General features: G+C 72.0%; 14 protein-coding genes and 2 tRNA genes. 9 read left to right on the top strand and 7 right to left on the bottom strand.

Annotated features, from left to right (window positions below):
* Positions 1 to 112: 112 nt before the first annotated feature.
* Positions 113 to 189: transfer RNA gene (locus ACZ7FF_RS00410), tRNA-Pro, on the bottom strand.
* Positions 190 to 350: 161 nt separating this feature from the next.
* Between ACZ7FF_RS00410 and ACZ7FF_RS00405 the strand changes: the two genes are divergently transcribed.
* Positions 351 to 421 (top strand) — tRNA-Gly (locus tag ACZ7FF_RS00405).
* Between the two features lie 594 nt (positions 422 to 1015).
* Here ACZ7FF_RS00405 and ACZ7FF_RS00400 read toward each other — a convergent pair.
* Positions 1016 to 1210 carry a hypothetical protein gene (locus tag ACZ7FF_RS00400; RefSeq protein WP_470808227.1) on the bottom strand — a complete coding sequence of 65 codons (195 nt, stop codon included), beginning with the start codon at positions 1208 to 1210 and terminating at the stop codon, positions 1016 to 1018.
* A gap of 512 nt (positions 1211 to 1722) precedes the next feature.
* On the opposite strand from ACZ7FF_RS00400, the gene ACZ7FF_RS00395 reads away from it, so the two are divergent.
* Positions 1723 to 2832, top strand: a complete 1110-nt coding sequence (locus tag ACZ7FF_RS00395; protein ID WP_470808226.1) for an acyltransferase family protein — start codon at positions 1723 to 1725, stop codon at positions 2830 to 2832.
* Between the two features lies 1 nt (position 2833).
* On the opposite strand, the gene ACZ7FF_RS00390 is transcribed toward ACZ7FF_RS00395, so the two are convergent.
* Entirely contained in the window at positions 2834 to 3277 is a 444-nt protein-coding gene (locus ACZ7FF_RS00390) for an HD domain-containing protein (RefSeq protein WP_470809540.1), read from the bottom strand.
* A 78-nt stretch (positions 3278 to 3355) separates the two neighbouring features.
* Positions 3356 to 4528, bottom strand: a complete 1173-nt coding sequence (locus ACZ7FF_RS00385) for a SpoIIE family protein phosphatase (RefSeq protein ID WP_470808224.1) — start codon at positions 4526 to 4528, stop codon at positions 3356 to 3358.
* A 175-nt stretch (positions 4529 to 4703) separates the two neighbouring features.
* On the opposite strand from ACZ7FF_RS00385, the gene ACZ7FF_RS00380 reads away from it, so the two are divergent.
* On the top strand, positions 4704 to 5945 hold the full coding sequence (locus ACZ7FF_RS00380; RefSeq protein WP_470808223.1) for a GNAT family N-acetyltransferase: 1242 nt from the start codon (positions 4704 to 4706) through the stop codon (positions 5943 to 5945).
* Between the two features lie 69 nt (positions 5946 to 6014).
* Here ACZ7FF_RS00380 and ACZ7FF_RS00375 read toward each other — a convergent pair whose 3' ends face one another.
* Positions 6015 to 6824, bottom strand: coding sequence for an Fpg/Nei family DNA glycosylase (locus tag ACZ7FF_RS00375; protein WP_470808222.1), 810 nt, complete (start codon positions 6822 to 6824; stop codon positions 6015 to 6017).
* Between the two features lie 77 nt (positions 6825 to 6901).
* Entirely contained in the window at positions 6902 to 7387 is a 486-nt protein-coding gene (locus ACZ7FF_RS00370) for a ribose-5-phosphate isomerase (protein ID WP_470808221.1), read from the bottom strand.
* Positions 7388 to 7656: 269 nt separating this feature from the next.
* On the opposite strand from ACZ7FF_RS00370, the gene ACZ7FF_RS00365 reads away from it, so the two are divergent.
* Positions 7657 to 9084 carry an amino acid permease gene (locus tag ACZ7FF_RS00365; RefSeq protein WP_470808220.1) on the top strand — a complete coding sequence of 476 codons (1428 nt, stop codon included), beginning with the start codon at positions 7657 to 7659 and terminating at the stop codon, positions 9082 to 9084.
* A 79-nt stretch (positions 9085 to 9163) separates the two neighbouring features.
* Here ACZ7FF_RS00365 and ACZ7FF_RS00360 read toward each other — a convergent pair whose 3' ends face one another.
* Positions 9164 to 9745, bottom strand: a complete 582-nt coding sequence (locus tag ACZ7FF_RS00360) for a biotin transporter BioY (protein ID WP_470808219.1) — start codon at positions 9743 to 9745, stop codon at positions 9164 to 9166.
* Positions 9746 to 10193: 448 nt separating this feature from the next.
* On the opposite strand from ACZ7FF_RS00360, the gene ACZ7FF_RS00355 reads away from it, so the two are divergent.
* The 5 genes from ACZ7FF_RS00355 to ACZ7FF_RS00335 all read left to right on the top strand — a co-directional run bounded on the left by ACZ7FF_RS00355 (position 10194) and on the right by ACZ7FF_RS00335 (position 15532).
* Positions 10194 to 11393, top strand: a complete 1200-nt coding sequence (locus tag ACZ7FF_RS00355; protein ID WP_470808218.1) for an ROK family protein — start codon at positions 10194 to 10196, stop codon at positions 11391 to 11393.
* 206 nt (positions 11394 to 11599) lie between these two features.
* The gene (locus tag ACZ7FF_RS00350) at positions 11600 to 12643 is read left to right on the top strand and encodes an ABC transporter substrate-binding protein (RefSeq protein ID WP_470808217.1); all 1044 of its coding nucleotides are present in this window, start codon (positions 11600 to 11602) and stop codon (positions 12641 to 12643) included.
* Positions 12640 to 13485: an ABC transporter permease gene (locus ACZ7FF_RS00345; RefSeq protein WP_470808216.1), complete on the top strand. Its 846-nt coding sequence runs from the start codon at positions 12640 to 12642 to the stop codon at positions 13483 to 13485. The genes ACZ7FF_RS00350 and ACZ7FF_RS00345 overlap by 4 nt, the downstream gene beginning before the upstream one ends.
* Positions 13461 to 14195: an ABC transporter ATP-binding protein gene (locus tag ACZ7FF_RS00340; RefSeq protein ID WP_470808215.1), complete on the top strand. Its 735-nt coding sequence runs from the start codon at positions 13461 to 13463 to the stop codon at positions 14193 to 14195. Before ACZ7FF_RS00345 ends, ACZ7FF_RS00340 begins: the two co-directional genes overlap by 25 nt.
* Positions 14192 to 15532, top strand: coding sequence for an LLM class flavin-dependent oxidoreductase (locus ACZ7FF_RS00335; RefSeq protein ID WP_470808214.1), 1341 nt, complete (start codon positions 14192 to 14194; stop codon positions 15530 to 15532). Before ACZ7FF_RS00340 ends, ACZ7FF_RS00335 begins: the two co-directional genes overlap by 4 nt.
* The last annotated feature ends 3 nt before the right edge of the window (positions 15533 to 15535 follow it).

Raw genomic sequence — 15535 nt, 5'->3', positions numbered from 1 at the left:
GCCCGGGGGAGTTCGTAGGCCGAGTGGGCCGGGACACACGGGCGCGCAGCTTGCATAGTAACCGCAGGCGGTCAGCGCCCCAAAAGGCGATCATCGGGGCGTCGCGCGCCGGTGGTCGGGGTGGCGGGATTTGAACCCACGGCCTTCCGCTCCCAAAGCGGACGCGCTACCAAGCTGCGCCACACCCCGTCTGGTGCGAGACGTAGGGTACATCGCCGGGCCCACCGCGTCGGCCGCATTCTCCGAGGCGGCGCGCGTGGTGTCTCCGTGGCGGTAGTCGTTGGCCTCAGCGGCGGGCGACCCGCTACGATGCCTGCAGTGCCGCGGTCACCGACCTGCGGCGCAGTGGTGCGGGCGTAGCTCAATGGTAGAGCCCTAGTCTTCCAAACTAGCTACGCGGGTTCGATTCCCGTCGCCCGCTCTGAGAGGCCCAGGGGCCCGGTTCCGCTTTCGGCGGGGCCGGGCCCCTGGCCGTTTGCGCAGGTGCCGCAGGCCCGGGGAGCGGACCTCCCGGATGGCGGAGGGGACGGCGGCCGGGGTGAGCTGCGGCAGGGGCGGAGGCGGACGACGGGGCCGGGCCGGCGGGGGCACCCCGCGGGACGGGGTCGGCCTCTGCACCTTTCTCGGCCGTCCGTGGCTTTCGCGGCCGCCCTCGGCTTCCTCGGCCGTCCGTGGCTTTCGCGGCCGCCCTTGGCTTCCTCGGCTGTCCGCGCCTTCCTGCCTTCCGTGGCTTTCGCGGCCGTCCACGGTGGCCATGTGCGCCCTGATCGCGGCGGCGGATGTCCCCCGCACGAGTGAAGCCGGACGGCGTGAAGCCCCGCGGTGCGGAGCCCGGCGGCGTGAAGCGGGACGGTGTGGAGCACGGTGGCGGCCGCGTGGCGGCCGCGGGCGGCCTTCAGCGCGGGCCGGCGGTGGGGCGGGGTGCGCCGTGCCCGTGCCGCCGCCCCGGGCGGCCCTCGGTTCGGATCCGGGTGGCGCGGCGGCGGGCCCGTGCGCCCCCCGTCGACTCAGCGGGTCAGAACTTGATCGAGTTGATCGACTCCGCTATCGAGTTCAGGAAGCGGTCGATGGACGGCGCCATGCCCGTCGAGGCGAGGAAGAAGCCGAAGAGGATCGCGACGATGGCCGGACCGGCCTTGATGTTCCCCCCTCGGATCAGCACCACCAGGATGATCGCCAACAGCAGCACCACAGACAGTGAAATGGCCACAACTGATCACACCCTCGGTCGGTCCCTCTCCCGGCCCGGAGGTACGAGCCCGCGCACCCCCGCCAGAACCATCGTGCCACCAACCCGGCTGCTCTATGCGGCGGCTGACAGGATGTCGGGCGCGTGTCCCGGGGCGGGCGACGCCCCGCACGGTAATTCGACGGGCGCCCACCCACGACTCCACCAGGAATTACGCGACTTCGTTTCCGTGTCCACACATCCCGTGCGCAGGTAATTCGAATTGATGGCACAGAGGTGCCGTATGCCCTAATTAGAGGGGATGAATCGGGACATCATGGGTGAATGAAGGGCTTCTGTGTGCGCATCATCACGTAGACAGAGGAGGCAAGTTCGTTAAATCAGGGGGTACCCGAAGGCGATAACCAGGAAAGACTGCGGGAGTTTTACGAAATCCCACAGACGACGCTAGGGTGCCTGAGATGTTTGACGCCGCCTCGTCCCCCGGCCAGAACCCAGGGCCGCTCCCCCCGGCACAGTCGCCGGTGGACGGAGTGCCCGGTCCACGCACCCCGCTGCGCACGCAGGAGCGGCAGGCGAAGCCGGACAGACCCGGCGGACAGCGCGACGCGTTCTTCGACAACGCCAAGTACCTGGCCATCGTGCTGGTGGCGATGGGGCATTCGTGGGAGCCGCTGAAGGGCGACAGCCGGATCCTGGAGGGCGTGTACACCGTCGTGTACGCCTTCCACATGCCGGCGTTCATCATCATCTCGGGCTTCTTCTCGCGCAGTTTCGACATGCGCCCGGACCGGCTCAAGCGGCTCCTCACCGGCGTCGTGGTGCCGTACGTCCTCTTCGAGACCGCGTACCCGCTGTTCAAGAACCTCGTCGTCGGCTCCCACGAGGAGATCAGCCTCCTCGATCCCTGGTACCTGACCTGGTTCCTGTGCGCCCTGTTCATCTGGCGGCTGACCACACCGATCTGGAAGCTGGTCCGCTGGCCGCTGCCGGTGGCCCTCGGCGTCGCCATGCTGGCGTCGGTCACGCCGAACATCGGGGACGACCTCGACCTCCAGCGCGTGCTGCAGTTCCTGCCGTACTTCGTGCTCGGCCTGTGCCTGAAGCCCGAGCACTTCCGGCTGGTGCGCCGCCGCTCGGTGCGGATCGCCGCGGTGCCGGTGTTCGCCGCGGCGCTGCTGTTCGGCTGGTGGGCGGTGCCGCGCATGAACACCGCGTGGTTCTACCACCGCGACTCCGCCCAGGAGCTGGGCGCCCCCTGGTGGTGCGGCCCGGTGATGACGCTCGCGATGATGGGCTGCTCGCTGCTGCTGACGGCCTGCTTCTTCTCGTGGGTCCCGGGACGCAGGACGTGGTTCACGGCGCTGGGCGCGGGCACCCTCTACGGCTATCTGCTGCACGGCTTCCTGGTGAAGTTCGCCGACTACCGGGGCTGGTTCGACCACGCCTCGCTGCACCGCCCGCTCGGCGAGATCCTGGTGACCCTGCTCGCGGGCGCGGCCGTCACGCTGCTGTGCACCCCGCCCGTGCAGCGGGTGTTCCGCTTCGCGATGGAGCCGCGGATGGAGTGGGCGTTCAAGCAGGACGCCGCCCAACTCGCCCGCGAGCGCCAGCGGGGCGAGCGGGCGACGGCCGCCGTCTGAGCTAGTCCGGCCCGGGACCGAGGAGTGCGCGCATCCGTGCGTACTTCTCGGTCAGTCGTTTCCGGGTCGGTTCGTCCAGGACGGCGAGGCGCCCGGGGTCGGCGTTGTGCGCCAGGTCGGCCTCCTTCACCAGCCGGGCGCCCGGGACGGCGCGGATCCGCCGCGCGTAGGCCGCCGGCCCCTCCCCCGGCCGCTTGGTGAGGGCGTCCACGATGGCCTTGGTGCGCGGGGTCAGGGCGGCGGCCGCCAGCCAGTCGCGGGTCAGCGCGTCGTCCTCGACGGAGTCGTGCAGCCAGGCCGCGGCGATCTGCTCCGGGTCCCCGCCACGGGCGCGCACGCCCGCCGCGACGGCCGCGAGGTGCTCGGCGTACGGCCGCCCCGCCTTGTCGGTCTGCCCCTCGTGGGCCGCCCGCGCAACGGCTTCGACCTCGGCGAGAGTGAGCATCACAGGTGTCTCGGTCACCCCCCGAGTCTCCCCCGGACCGGGCGGTACGGCCCAGGGGGCCGGGCGTCGGCGAACCGGTCAGCGGGGGATCGCCGAGGACTCGCGGCAGATCAGGAGGAGGGCCCGGTCGTCGTTGACGTCCTTGGCGACCGCCTCGATCAGGTGCCAGGCGGCGCCGTGGAAGCCGCCGGCGACATAGCGATCGGCCTCGCCGGTGAGCCGGTCGATGCCCTCGACGATGTCGCGGTCGGAGGTCTCCACCAGGCCGTCCGTGAACAGCATCAGCACGTCGCCGGGGCGCAGCGAGCCCTTCACGGGGTCGAACTGGGCGCCGTCGTACACGCCGAGCAGCGGCCCCTCGGCCGCCTTCTCCTCCCAGCGCCCGCTGCCCGCGCTCAGCTGGAGCCCCGGCGGATGGCCCGCGGAGTACAGCTCGTAGTCCCCGGAGTCGAGGTCCAGGACCAGATGGATGGAGGTGGCGAAGCCCTCGTCCCAGTCCTGGCGGAGCAGGTAGCCGTTGGCCGCCGGCAGGAAGGCGTGCGGGGGCAGCGAGCCGAGCAGGCCGCCGAAGGCGCCCGACAGCAGCAGGGCGCGCGACCCGGCGTCCATGCCCTTGCCGGACACGTCCGTGAGGACGACCTCGAGGGTGCGGCCGCCGTTCGTCCGGGCGGCCACCACGAAGTCGCCCGAGAAGGACTGGCCGCCCGCGGGCCGCAGCGCCATCTCGTGGTGCCAGCCCTGCGGGAGCTTCGGCAGCTTGCTCTGCACCCGGATCCGCTCGCGCAGGTCGAAGAGCATGGTGCCGCCGCGCCGCCAGGGCACCCCGACCCGGCTGCGGAACTGTGCGGTCAGCAGGCCGAAGAAGCCGCACGCGGCGACCACCAGGACCACGCCCGGGGTGACCCGGGAGGGCCCCTCGGTGTAGGGGCCGAGCCGCACGGACTCCACGATCAGCGCGGTGGCGCCCGTCGCGTACAGGCCGAGCAGGCTGGCCGGGCGCAGCAGCAGTCCGCCCGCGACGATCGGCAGCACCAGGGTGGCCGGGGAGCACCACACCGAGTCGGCCAGGGTCATGGCCGCGAGGACCGGGATCGTCAGCAGCAGACCGGCGAAGGCGATCCAGTCGGAACCGTCGCCGCGGAAGTAGTCGACGGCACTTCTGCGCAGCCCGACGCGGGCCCGGTGCCACAGCATGCGCCACCGGGCCGTGAACGTCTCGGCCTTCGCGCGCCGCTCTCGTCCTGCTGCCATTAGTTCGGGACCCTATCCATCGCACCGGCCGCTTGGCACGGGAGGTCCCACTTGTCCCCCGTGCGGGGCTCGACTTCTCATGTGGTCCTCACAGTGAACGGCACCGGCGGCCCTCGCGCCGCCGACCGGGAGAAATTGACTGGCTCGTCCCGCGATGCGCTGCTAGGCATGGGTCATGGGGACTGACCGGGGAACCGAGTTGAGGGTGCTGCGCGAGTCCGAGTGGGACCGGTGGTACGACACCTTGTACCGCGCCTTCGGTGCCAGTGCCGCGCCGCAGGAGGAGCGCGAACTGGACAGGTCCCTCACCGAGTTCGACCGTTCCCTCGCCATGTGGGACGGGGACGAGGTGGTCGGCACGGCGGGGGCGTTCAGCTTCCGGATCACCGTGCCGGGCGGGGCCTCGGTCCCGGCGGCCGGGGTGACGATGGTCGCCGTCGCGGCCACGCACCGCCGCCGGGGGGTGCTGACCTCGATGATGCGCCGCCAGCTGGACGACGTCCGCGCGCTGGGCGAGCCGCTGGCGCTGCTGACCGCGTCCGAGCCCGCGATCTACGGCCGCTTCGGGTACGGCGCCGCGACCTTCCGGATCGCGGCCGAGATCGACACCGGCCGGGTGACCCTGTCGCCGCAGGCCGGGACCGAGGAGGTCCGGCTGCGATACGCGGCGCCCGCCGACGTCCTCGACGCCTGCGAGGCGGTGTACGCGGAGCTGGTGCCGCTGCGGCCCGGGATGCTGGCCCGGCGGCCCGGCTGGGAGCGGGCCGGGGTGCTCGACCCGGAGAGCTGGCGCGACGGGGCGTCTGCGCTCCAGTGCGTGGTCGCCGAGCGGGACGGACGGGTGACCGGGTACGCCCGCTTCCGCACCAAGCTCAGCTGGGGCGAGAGCGGGCACGACGGCACGCTGAAGCTGAGGGACGTGGCCGCGCTCGATCCCGTGATCGAGGCGGCGCTGTGGCGCTTCCTGTTCGGCGTCGACCTGATGACGACCCTGTCGGTGGACGGGCGGCCGGTCGACGACGGCTGGCAGTACCGGGTCTCCGACACCCGCCGCTGCCGGCCGCGGCTGCGGGACGACTGCTACGTCCGGCTCGTCGACGTCGGCGCGGCGCTCGCGGCCCGTACGTACCAGGCGCCGGTGGACGTCGTGCTGGAGGTCGAGGACACCTTCTGTCCCTGGAACACGGGCCGGTGGCGGCTGACCGGGGACCCGAAGGGCGCGTCCTGCGAGCGTACGACGGACACGCCCGAACTCTCCCTGACGGTGCGGGAGTTGGGGGCGGCCTACCTCGGCGGGGTGTCCCTGCTGTCGCTGGCGTCGGCCGGGCGGGTGCGGGAGCTGCGGGCCGGGGCGCTCACGGAGGCGTCGGTGGCGTTCGGCTCACCGGTGGCGCCCTGGCTGCCGCACGGCTTCTAGACCCCGGTGCCGTGACCGGAAAGATCTGCCGGAAGGCTCGCGGCGCACCTTTCCGGTCGCCTCACGAGGTCACCGGCGCTGGCAGGTGGGGCACCAGAAGAGGTTGCGGGCGGCAAGGCCGGCGGTGCGGATCCCGTCGCCGCAGATGTGGCAGGGCCGGTCGGCCCGGCGGTAGACGTACACCTCGCCGCCGTGGTCGTCCACACGGGGCGGGCGGCCCATGGCCTCCGGTGTGTGCTCGTCCCGGACGGTGTCGATCCGGTTCCTGCGCACTCCCTCGCGCATCAGCCCGACGAGGTCGCCCCAGATGGCGTCCCACTCGCCGGCGGTGATCTGCCTGCCGGTCCGGTAGGGGTCGATGCCGTGCCGGAAGAGGACCTCGGCGCGGTAGACGTTGCCGACGCCGGCGACGATCTTCTGGTCCATGAGCAGCGCGGCGATCGTCGTGCGGCTGCGGGCGATCTTCCGGTACGCCTCGGCCGGGTCGGCGTCCTCGCGGAGCGGGTCGGGGCCGAGGCGGGCGTGCACCGCCTGCTTCTCGGTGCCGGTGATCAGCGCGCAGGTGGTGGGGCCGCGCAGGTCGACGTAGGCGGTGTCGTTGGCGAGCCGGAGCCGGACGGTGTCGGTGGGCGGGGGCGCGGGCACCGTGCCGAAGCCGACCTTGCCGAAGAGGCCGAGATGGATGTGGACCCAGTCGGCGTCCCGGAAGCGCAGGAAGAGGTGCTTGCCGTGGGCCTCGGTGGCGGTCAGCTCGGCGCGGTCCAGAAGAGCGGCCGCGTCGGAGAACTTGCCCTGCGGGCTGCTGACGCGGGGTGCCGTGCCTCGGAAGCGCTCGGCGTAGTCCTGGGCCAGCCGGTGAATCGTGTGCCCTTCCGGCAAGGCTGCGCTGTCCTTTCCTGTCTCTCCCACCCGGTCCGCCCGCCTCGCTCGGCGGGCGGACCGGGTGGGCGGGCTCGCTACGGCTGCGGGTGGTGCGCCGGGATCGGGGGGAGGTCGCCCGTCGTCTCGTACGCCGAGAGCATGTCGATGCGGCGGATGTGACGCGGGTCACCGGAGAACGGGGTGTCGAGGAACACCTCGACGAACTTCGTCGCCTCCTCCGTGCTGTGCATACGGGCACCCACGGCCACGACGTTGGCGTTGTTGTGCTGGCGGCCGAGACCGGCCGTCTCCTCGCTCCAGGCGAGCGCGGCGCGCACGCCCTTCACCTTGTTCGCGGCGATCTGCTCCCCGTTGCCGGAGCCGCCGATCACGATGCCGAGGGCGTCGGCGTCCGCGGCCGTCCGCTCCGCGGCACGGAGGCAGAAGGGCGGGTAGTCGTCCTGGGCGTCGAAGATGTGCGGCCCGCAGTCGACGGGCTCGTGCCCCGCCGCCTTGAGCCACTCGACGAGGTGGTTCTTGAGTTCGTAGCCCGCATGGTCGGAGCCGAGATACACGCGCATGGAACGAGTGTGACACGGCTGTTTACGGGCAGCAGCCCCGGGTGGCGGCACCCCAGGCGCCGTGGACGGGCACACGCGATTGTGAGCCAGACCATAGAACCTCAAGGAAACCTCAAGTAACAATCCGGATTCAGAGGTTCCCGAATTCGATCGCCTCGGATTCACTGGACCAACTCGTACACCGCTCGTGCGAATCCCCGTACCTCGCCCCACAACGGCACCCCCCGCTCGTACGGGAACCGCTCCACCGGCGCAAAGGAATTCCGTCCATGACCCCTGGTTCCGGACTTCAAGCAGGACTCAAGAACCGCCACCTGACGATGATCGCCATCGGCGGTGTGATCGGTGCCGGACTCTTCGTCGGCTCCAGCTCGGGCATCGCCACGGCGGGCCCGGGCATTCTGCTGTCCTACGCCCTCGTCGGCACCCTCGTCGTCCTCGTGATGCGGATGCTCGGCGAGATGTCGGCCGCCAACCCGACCTCCGGCTCCTTCTCCGCACACGCCGACCGGGCGCTCGGCCGCTGGGCCGGCTTCTCCATCGGCTGGCTCTACTGGTTCTTCTGGGTCGTCGTGCTCGCCGTCGAGGCGACCGCGGGCGCCAAGATCCTGGCGGGCTGGGTACCGGCCGTGCCGCAGTGGGGCTGGGCCCTCATCGTCATGACCGTGCTCACCGCCACCAACCTGGTCTCGGTGGGCTCCTACGGCGAGTTCGAGTTCTGGTTCGCCGGCATCAAGGTCGTGGCGATCGGCGCGTTCATCGTCGTCGGCCTGCTCGCCGTCTTCGGCGTCCTGCCCGGCGTGCACGCGGACAAGGCCTCCTTCGGCAACCTCACGCAGCACGGCGGATTCCTGCCGCACGGTCCCGGCTCGATCCTCACCGGTGTGCTGCTGGTCGTCTTCTCCTTCATGGGCAGCGAGATCGCCACCCTGGCGGCCGGCGAGTCCGAGGACCCGCAGCGTGCGGTCACCAAGTCCACGAACAGCATCATCTGGCGCATCGGCGTCTTCTACCTCGGCTCGATCCTCATCGTGGTCTCGCTGGTGCCGTGGAACGACCCGACCATCCAGTCGCAGGGCTCGTACGTCGCCGCGCTGAACTCCCTCGGGATCGCGCACGCCGGCGAGATCATGAACGTCATCGTGCTGACGTCGGTGCTGTCCTGCCTCAACTCCGGCCTCTACACGGCCTCCCGCATGGCCTTCTCGCTCGGCCAGCGCGGTGACGCGCCGAAGGCGTTCGCCCGCACCACCTCCCGGGGCGTGCCGATGGCGGCGATCCTGTCCTCGGTCGTCTTCGGCTTCCTGGCGGTCTTCTTCAACTACAAGTACCCGGACACCGTCTTCCTCTTCCTGCTCAACTCCAGCGGTGCGGTGGCCCTGTTCGTGTGGCTGGCCATCTGCTTCTCGCAGCTGCGGATGCGCAGGATCATCCAGCGCGAGGCGCCGGAGAAGCTCGTCGTGAAGATGTGGCTGTACCCGTACCTGACCTGGGCCACGGCCGCGCTGATCGTGTTCGTCCTCGGCTACATGCTGACCGACACCGAGGGACCGAGCAGCGGCTTCAAGACCGTGATCCTGTCGGTGGCCGTGGCGGTGGCCGTGGTGGTGATCGCCTTCGTGAAGGAGGCGGTCCAGTCCCGCCGCGGCACGGCGGCCCCCACCGTCGAGGAGCCCGAGAAGGTCACCACCGGCTGACCCCACACACGCAAGAGGCCCGTCGGGCCGAGGATCACCTCGGCCCGACGGGCCTCTTGCGTGTCTACGGCGTGGGCGCCTAGCGCCTGCCGGCGAGCTTCCAGGCGGCGGGCAGGGCGCCCATCGCCAGGGCGGCCTTGAGGGCGTCGCCGATCAGGAACGGGGTGAGGCCGGCGGCGACGGCCTGGGAGAGGGAGAGGTGGGCCGCCAGGGCCAGGTACGGGACGCCGACCGCGTAGATGATCGCCTCGCCGAGGACCATCGTGCCCGCCGTGCGCAGCGGGGAGCGGTCGGCGCCGCGGCGGGCCAGGGCGCCCACGGCCGCGGAGGCGAGCAGCATGCCGAGGACGTAGCCGAAGGAGACGGACCCCGCGCCGGAGGCACCGCCCGCGAACCACGGCACACCGGCCACACCGGCGAGCGCGTACAGGGCGAGCGAGAGGAAGCCGCGGCGGGCGCCGAGCGCGGTGCCCACGAGCAGCGCGGCGAACGTCTGACCGGTCACCGGCACGGGGGAGCCGGGCACGGGCACCGACAGCTGGGCCGCGAGGCCGGTGAGCACGGCGCCGCCGAGCACGAGGGCGACGTCACGGACACGTGACGCGGGCAGCAGGTCGGCGAGGACGGCGCCCGGACGGGCGGTGACGGTGGCGGTGCTCATGGGGACTCCACGGTGTGGTGTGGACACGTCGGAACATCGCGACGCTATCCCAGCACCCTCGAACCGATCACCGTCGGCGCTCGACAAAGGGTCGAGCGGCGCCTTCGTGACCTTCGTACAAAGCATGCCGCTTACACGGGGTCAGGCGTGATACCCGTCACGGAGGTGGGGACGTCCAGCTCACTCCCCGACCCCGCACCAGATCTGTAGGGAATCACCAAAGCCCCGCGGGAGCCCGTCTCGCCCGTCGGTCGCCGTCTGGGCAGCGCGGGGGCGCTTTGCTAGCTTCGGACGCATGGTTGCCCAGGCCCGGTACCTCACCTCGCGTCGCTACGTCGACCTGCGACGCCAGGGCACGGCCACCTGTCGCCGTCCGAGGTAGCGGCGGTCTCCGGCGCGCCCGCTGCCTTCCGCGACGTGTCGGCCCCGTTCCCCAGGACGGTTCTTCATGCCCCGTACCGCGGCATCCACCCTTGCCTCCCCCGTTCCGCGCGCCGCCGACAGCGACCGGCGGCGCACCAGCGCCAGCCTCGTGCTGCGCTCCGTCCTCGAACACGGGCCGGTGGCGCGCAGCACCGTCGCCCGGCTGACCGGGCTCTCGCCCGCGTCGGTCACCGAACACTGTGCCCGGCTCGCCGGACTCGGCCTGATCCGGGAGTCCGCCGTGCCCCGCCGCTCGGGCGGGGTGGGCCGCCCGCACGTGCCCCTCGACCTGGACGAGGGCCGGTTCGTGGTGGGCGGGGTGCACCTCGCCGTGCCGTACACCACGGTCGCGCTGCTCGATCTGCGCGGCCGGGTGGTGGCGGCGCGGGAGCTGAAGCACGACCGGACCGACCCCGGCCGGGTGCTGGCCCGGGCCGCCGAGGGGCTCACGGCGCTGTTCGACGCGGCACCGGGCCGCCGGCCGCTGGGCGTCGGGGTCGCGGCCGGCGGCTGGGTGGACCGGGAGACGGGCTGCGTGGTCGAGCACGAGCTGCTGGGCTGGCGCGAGGTGCCGGTGCGGGAGTTGCTGGGCGCGCGCACCGGTCTGCCGGTCCATGTGGACGGGCACGCGCGGGCGTTGGTGAACGGTGAGCGGCTGTTCGGGCGGGCCCGGGGCAGCCGGAGCATGCTGCACCTGTTCGTGGGCAACATGGTCGACGCGGCCTTCGCCACCAACGACGAGGTGCACCACGGGCCCCGGTCCGCGGCCGGCGCCATCGCCCATCTGCCGGTGCCGGGCGGCGTCGAGCCGTGCGCGTGCGGCCGTACCGGGTGCCTCCAAGTGGAGCTGGGCGAGGGGACGTTGTGCCGGCGGGCCCGGGCGGCCGGGGTGATCGACTCGGCCAACCCGATGCACGTGGTGGCGGCCGCGGCGGCCGGGAACGCGCTGGCCCGGCGGCTGCTGGTGGAGCGGGCCCGGACGACCGGGCGGGCCGCCGGGCTGCTGCTCGACGTGCTCAACCCGGAGACCGTCGTCGTCACCGAGGTGGGCGTCGTCCACTTCGAGGACTGCCTGGACGCGCTGCGCCAGGCGGTCGGGGAACACCGGTCCGCGGCGGTGACACCGACGAGTTTCCCGGATTCCGTGCTCGCGGTGGCGGGCGGCTCGGTGATCCTCGACGCGCTGTTCCGGGATCCGCTGGGCGCGTGGCCTGAGGCTATTTAATTCAGAAACTCGGAATGTTGACAGGGGGCGCTCATGGCCGAGAACATCCTGGTCATGAGCCCCCTCACCAGCTGTCGCACCTTCTGTTGCTGACACATTGCCGCGCGTGAAGCGCGTGTTTCCCGCTGTGTGAGTTTTCCTTCGCCGGGCCTTTCCCACCGGAATTCCTTCCGCTTTTCCGTCTTTTGACTCCTGGGAGTACTCCCATGCACCGTCGTACCTTTCTCACCTCCGTGCTGGGCGCGTCCGCCGCCGTGGCGGGTCTCAGCGGCTGCGCCAAGGGCGATGCCTCGGCCGACGCCAAGGGCGCCGCGACCGCGCCGCTCGCGGACAAGGTCCCGGCCGGCACCCGCCTGAAGATCGCCTCCTATCTGGGCCAGCAGCAGCTGCAGTTCAGGCTGGCGAAGCTGCCCGCGCTGCCCTTCACGGTGTCCGACTGGCCGAACATCGGGGCCGGCCCGGATGTCATCAACGCCTTCCGCGCGGGGTCGCTGGACCTCGCCGACAACGCGGGCATCCCGCCGATCCAGGCGCACTACCAGGGCTACGACGCGAAGATCGTGGCGATCGACCTCACCCGCAGGCCCAACTACCTCTTCGCCACCAGGCCCGGCAGCGACATCCACACCGTCGACGACTTCAAGGGCGCGCGGCTGGCCTTCTCGCAGGGCCAGGCGCAGGGGGTCGTCCTGCTGCGGGCGCTGAAGAAGGCGGGCCTGGGCTACGACCAGGTGAAGCTGGTCCCGCTGACCAGCAACCAGTTCCTCACCGCCCTGCAGTCCGGGCAGGTCGACGTGGCGCCGCTCGCCATCAGCCAGGCGCCCGCCTACCTCAAGCAGTACGAGGCGAAGGGCGCCCGCACCATCGACACCGACGTCGTCGACCTGCTCAACCTGCTGTGGGCACCGCAGTCGGTGCTCAACGACCCGGCGAAGGCCGCCGCGGTCGCCGCGTACATCCCGCAGTGGGCGCGGGGCCAGGTGTGGGCGTACGAGCACCCGGACGCGTGGAACGAGCAGTTCTACGTCAAGACGCAGAACCTGACCCCCGCGCAGGCGCGGAGCATCACCGAGCTGGCCAACAAGCCCTTGTTCCCGCCCGGTTGGGGCGAGGCGATCAGGTGGGAGCAGGAGACCGCGGATCTGCTCGCCGAGGGCGGGTTCGTGAAGAGGTTCGACGTCTCCTCGCTCTTCGACCACCGCTTCGAGCCGATCGCCGCCAGGGCCGTACCCGAGGAGTACCGCAAATGACCGCCGTGACCACGTCGACCGCCGTACCGGCGACGGCGGCCGGGGAGCTTCCCCAGGTCCGCCGGCGCCGACGCCTCTCCCCCGGCCGCCGGCTGCCCGCCGCCCGGCTGATCGGCCCGCTGGCGTTCCTCGCCCTGTGGGCCGCCGCCTCCGCGGCCGGGTCCCTCGACCCGGCCGCCGTCCCCGCGCCCTGGACGGTCCTGCGGACCGCCGGACGGCTGTGGACCGGCGGCACGCTCCCCACCGACGTGCTGACCTCCCTGGAGCGGGCCGGGTACGGCTTCGTGATCGGCCTCGCCGCCGGGGTGCTGCTCGCGCTCGCCTCCGGGCTCAGCCGCACCGGCGAGGCGCTGATCGACGGGACCGTGCAGCTCAACCGGGCGATCCCCACCCTCGGTCTGATCCCGCTGCTCATCCTCTGGCTGGGCATCGGGGAGACCTTCAAGATCGCCGTCATCGCGATCGTCGTCTACATCCCGATCTATCTGAACACGCACGCCGCGCTGACCGGGATCGACAGCCGGTACGTCGAACTCGCCGAGGTGCAGGGCCTGTCGCGGTTCGCCTTCGTCCGCCAGGTCGTGGTGCCCGGCGCGCTGCCCGGATTCTTCGTGGGACTCCGGCTCGGTGTGACCGGCTCCTGGCTGAGCCTGGTGGTGCTGGAGCAGATCAACGCCACCAGCGGCCTCGGCTACATGATGTTCCAGGCGCAGAACTACGGCCGGACCGACGTCATCCTGGTCGGCCTGCTGATCTACGGCGTCTTCGGCCTCATCTCCGACAGCGTGGTCCGTCTCGTCGAACGGAGGGTGCTGTCGTGGCGCCGCACACTGAGCAGCTGACCCGTCCCGCCGTCCGGCTGCGGGGCCTGACCCGGTCCTTCGGGAGCCGTACCGTCCTCGACGGCATCGATCTCGACCTGCCCGCCGGTCAGTTCACGGCCCTGCTCGGGCACTCCGGGTCGGGCAAGAGCACCCTGCTGCGGGCCGTCGCCGGACTCGACCACGGGGTGAGCGGGTCCGGGCGGCTCACCGCGCCCGAGCGGGTCTCCGTGGTGTTCCAGGACTCCCGGCTGCTGCCCTGGCGCCGGGTGCTGGACAACGTGCTGCTGGGCCTGGACGGCCAGGACGCCGGGGAACGCGGCCGGGCCGCCCTCGCGGAGGTGGGGCTCGGGGGACGCGAACGGGCCTGGCCCGGTGAGCTGTCCGGCGGTGAGGCCCAGCGCGCCGCCCTCGCCCGCTCCCTGGTGCGTGAGCCCGAACTGCTGCTGGCCGACGAGCCGTTCGGCGCGCTGGACGCGCTCACCCGGATCCGGATGCACCACCTGCTGCGCGAGCTGTGGGAGCGCCATCGGCCCTCCGTGCTGCTCGTCACCCACGACGTGGACGAGGCGATCGTGCTCGCCGACCGGGTCCTCGTCCTCGACCACGGCCGGATCGGCCTCGACCTGACCATCGACCACCCCCACCCGCGCTCCTACCGCGAGCCGGTGCTGGGCGAGTACCGGGAGCGGCTGCTGGCCGCCCTCGGCGTCACGGAGGACCACGCATGACCCGCCGGCTGCACCTGAACGCGTTCCTGATGAACACCGGCCACCACGAGGCGTCGTGGCGACTGCCGGAGAGCGATCCGCACGCGCACGTCGACCTGCGGCACTACGTGCGGCTCGCGCGGACCGCCGAACGCGGCACCTTCGACAGCCTCTTCCTCGCCGACGGCCCGCAGCTGTGGAACAACCTCGCCCAGCGCCCGGCCGGCGCCCTGGAGCCGCTGACCCTGCTGACCGCGCTGGCGACGGCGACCGAGCACATCGGCCTGATCGCCACCGCCTCCACCTCCTACAACTCCCCCTACAACCTGGCCCGCAGGTTCGCCTCCCTGGACATCGTCAGCGGCGGCCGGGCGGGCTGGAACATCGTGACCACGGCCGGCGCCGAGGCGGCCCGCAACTTCGGCCTGGACGCCGAGCCCGCGCACGCCGAGCGGTACGCCCGCGCCGCCGAGTTCCTGGACGTGGCCCTGAAGCTGTGGGACAGCTGGGAGGACGACGCGGTCGTCGCCGACAAGGCGGCCGGCGTCTGGGGCGACGACAGCAAGATCCACCCGCCCCGGCACAGGGGGACGTACTTCAGTGTGGCGGGCGCCCTCAACGTGCCCCGCACCCCGCAGGGCTACCCGCTGCTGGTGCAGGCGGGATCGAGCGAGGACGGCAGGCGCTTCGCCGCCCGGTACGCGGAGGCGGTGTTCACCGCCCAGCAGACCCTCGCCGGCGCCCGGGCCTTCTACTCCGACCTCAAGTCCCTGACCGCGCGGGCCGGACGGGACCCCGAGCACATCAAGGTGCTGCCCGGGATCGTCCCCGTCCTCGGCTCCACCGAGGCGGAGGCGCGGGCCGCGGAGCGGCTGCTGGAGGACCACATCGTGCACGACCACGGGGTGGCCCGCCTGGAGAACCTGCTCCAACTGCCCGCCGGCACCCTGGAACTGGACGCGCCGCTGCCCGCCGACCTGCCGCCCGAGTCGGAGATCGAGGGCGCGAAGAGCCGCTACTCGCTCGTGGTGGAGCTGGCCCGGCGCGAGCGGCTCACCGTCCGCGGGCTGATCGGCCGGCTCGGCGGCGGACGCGGCCATCTCACCTTCGCCGGCACGCCCGAGCAGGTCGCCGACCAGATCGGCACCTGGTTCACCCAGGGAGCGGCCGACGGCTTCAACATCATGCCCGCCGTGCTGCCCTCGGGCCTCGACGCCTTCGTCGAGCACGTCGTCCCGATCCTGCGCGCCCGGGGACTGCTGCGGACCGGGTACGGCCGCCGGCAGACCCTGCGGGAGCGCTACGGCCTGCCCCGCCCCGCCAACCAGTACCTCGCCCCCGCTCCCGCCCTCGCCTGAAAG

This window comes from Streptomyces sp. NPDC037126 (genome assembly GCF_055605965.1).
The sequence above is the reverse complement of the archived record's forward strand: the minus strand, read 5'-3'. Positions and strand labels throughout refer to the sequence as shown.

Coding starts and splice junctions, on each gene's coding strand:
- ACZ7FF_RS00390 (WP_470809540.1), bottom strand. CDS start 3,277: ATGCTCACTCTCGCCGAGGTCGAAGCCGTTGCGCGGGCGGCCCACGAG.
- ACZ7FF_RS00365 (WP_470808220.1), top strand. CDS start 7,657: ATGACCCCTGGTTCCGGACTTCAAGCAGGACTCAAGAACCGCCACCTG.
- ACZ7FF_RS00345 (WP_470808216.1), top strand. CDS start 12,640: ATGACCGCCGTGACCACGTCGACCGCCGTACCGGCGACGGCGGCCGGG.
- ACZ7FF_RS00380 (WP_470808223.1), top strand. CDS start 4,704: ATGGGGACTGACCGGGGAACCGAGTTGAGGGTGCTGCGCGAGTCCGAG.
- ACZ7FF_RS00355 (WP_470808218.1), top strand. CDS start 10,194: ATGCCCCGTACCGCGGCATCCACCCTTGCCTCCCCCGTTCCGCGCGCC.
- ACZ7FF_RS00350 (WP_470808217.1), top strand. CDS start 11,600: ATGCACCGTCGTACCTTTCTCACCTCCGTGCTGGGCGCGTCCGCCGCC.
- ACZ7FF_RS00335 (WP_470808214.1), top strand. CDS start 14,192: ATGACCCGCCGGCTGCACCTGAACGCGTTCCTGATGAACACCGGCCAC.
- ACZ7FF_RS00360 (WP_470808219.1), bottom strand. CDS start 9,745: ATGAGCACCGCCACCGTCACCGCCCGTCCGGGCGCCGTCCTCGCCGAC.
- ACZ7FF_RS00370 (WP_470808221.1), bottom strand. CDS start 7,387: ATGCGCGTGTATCTCGGCTCCGACCATGCGGGCTACGAACTCAAGAAC.
- ACZ7FF_RS00385 (WP_470808224.1), bottom strand. CDS start 4,528: ATGGCAGCAGGACGAGAGCGGCGCGCGAAGGCCGAGACGTTCACGGCC.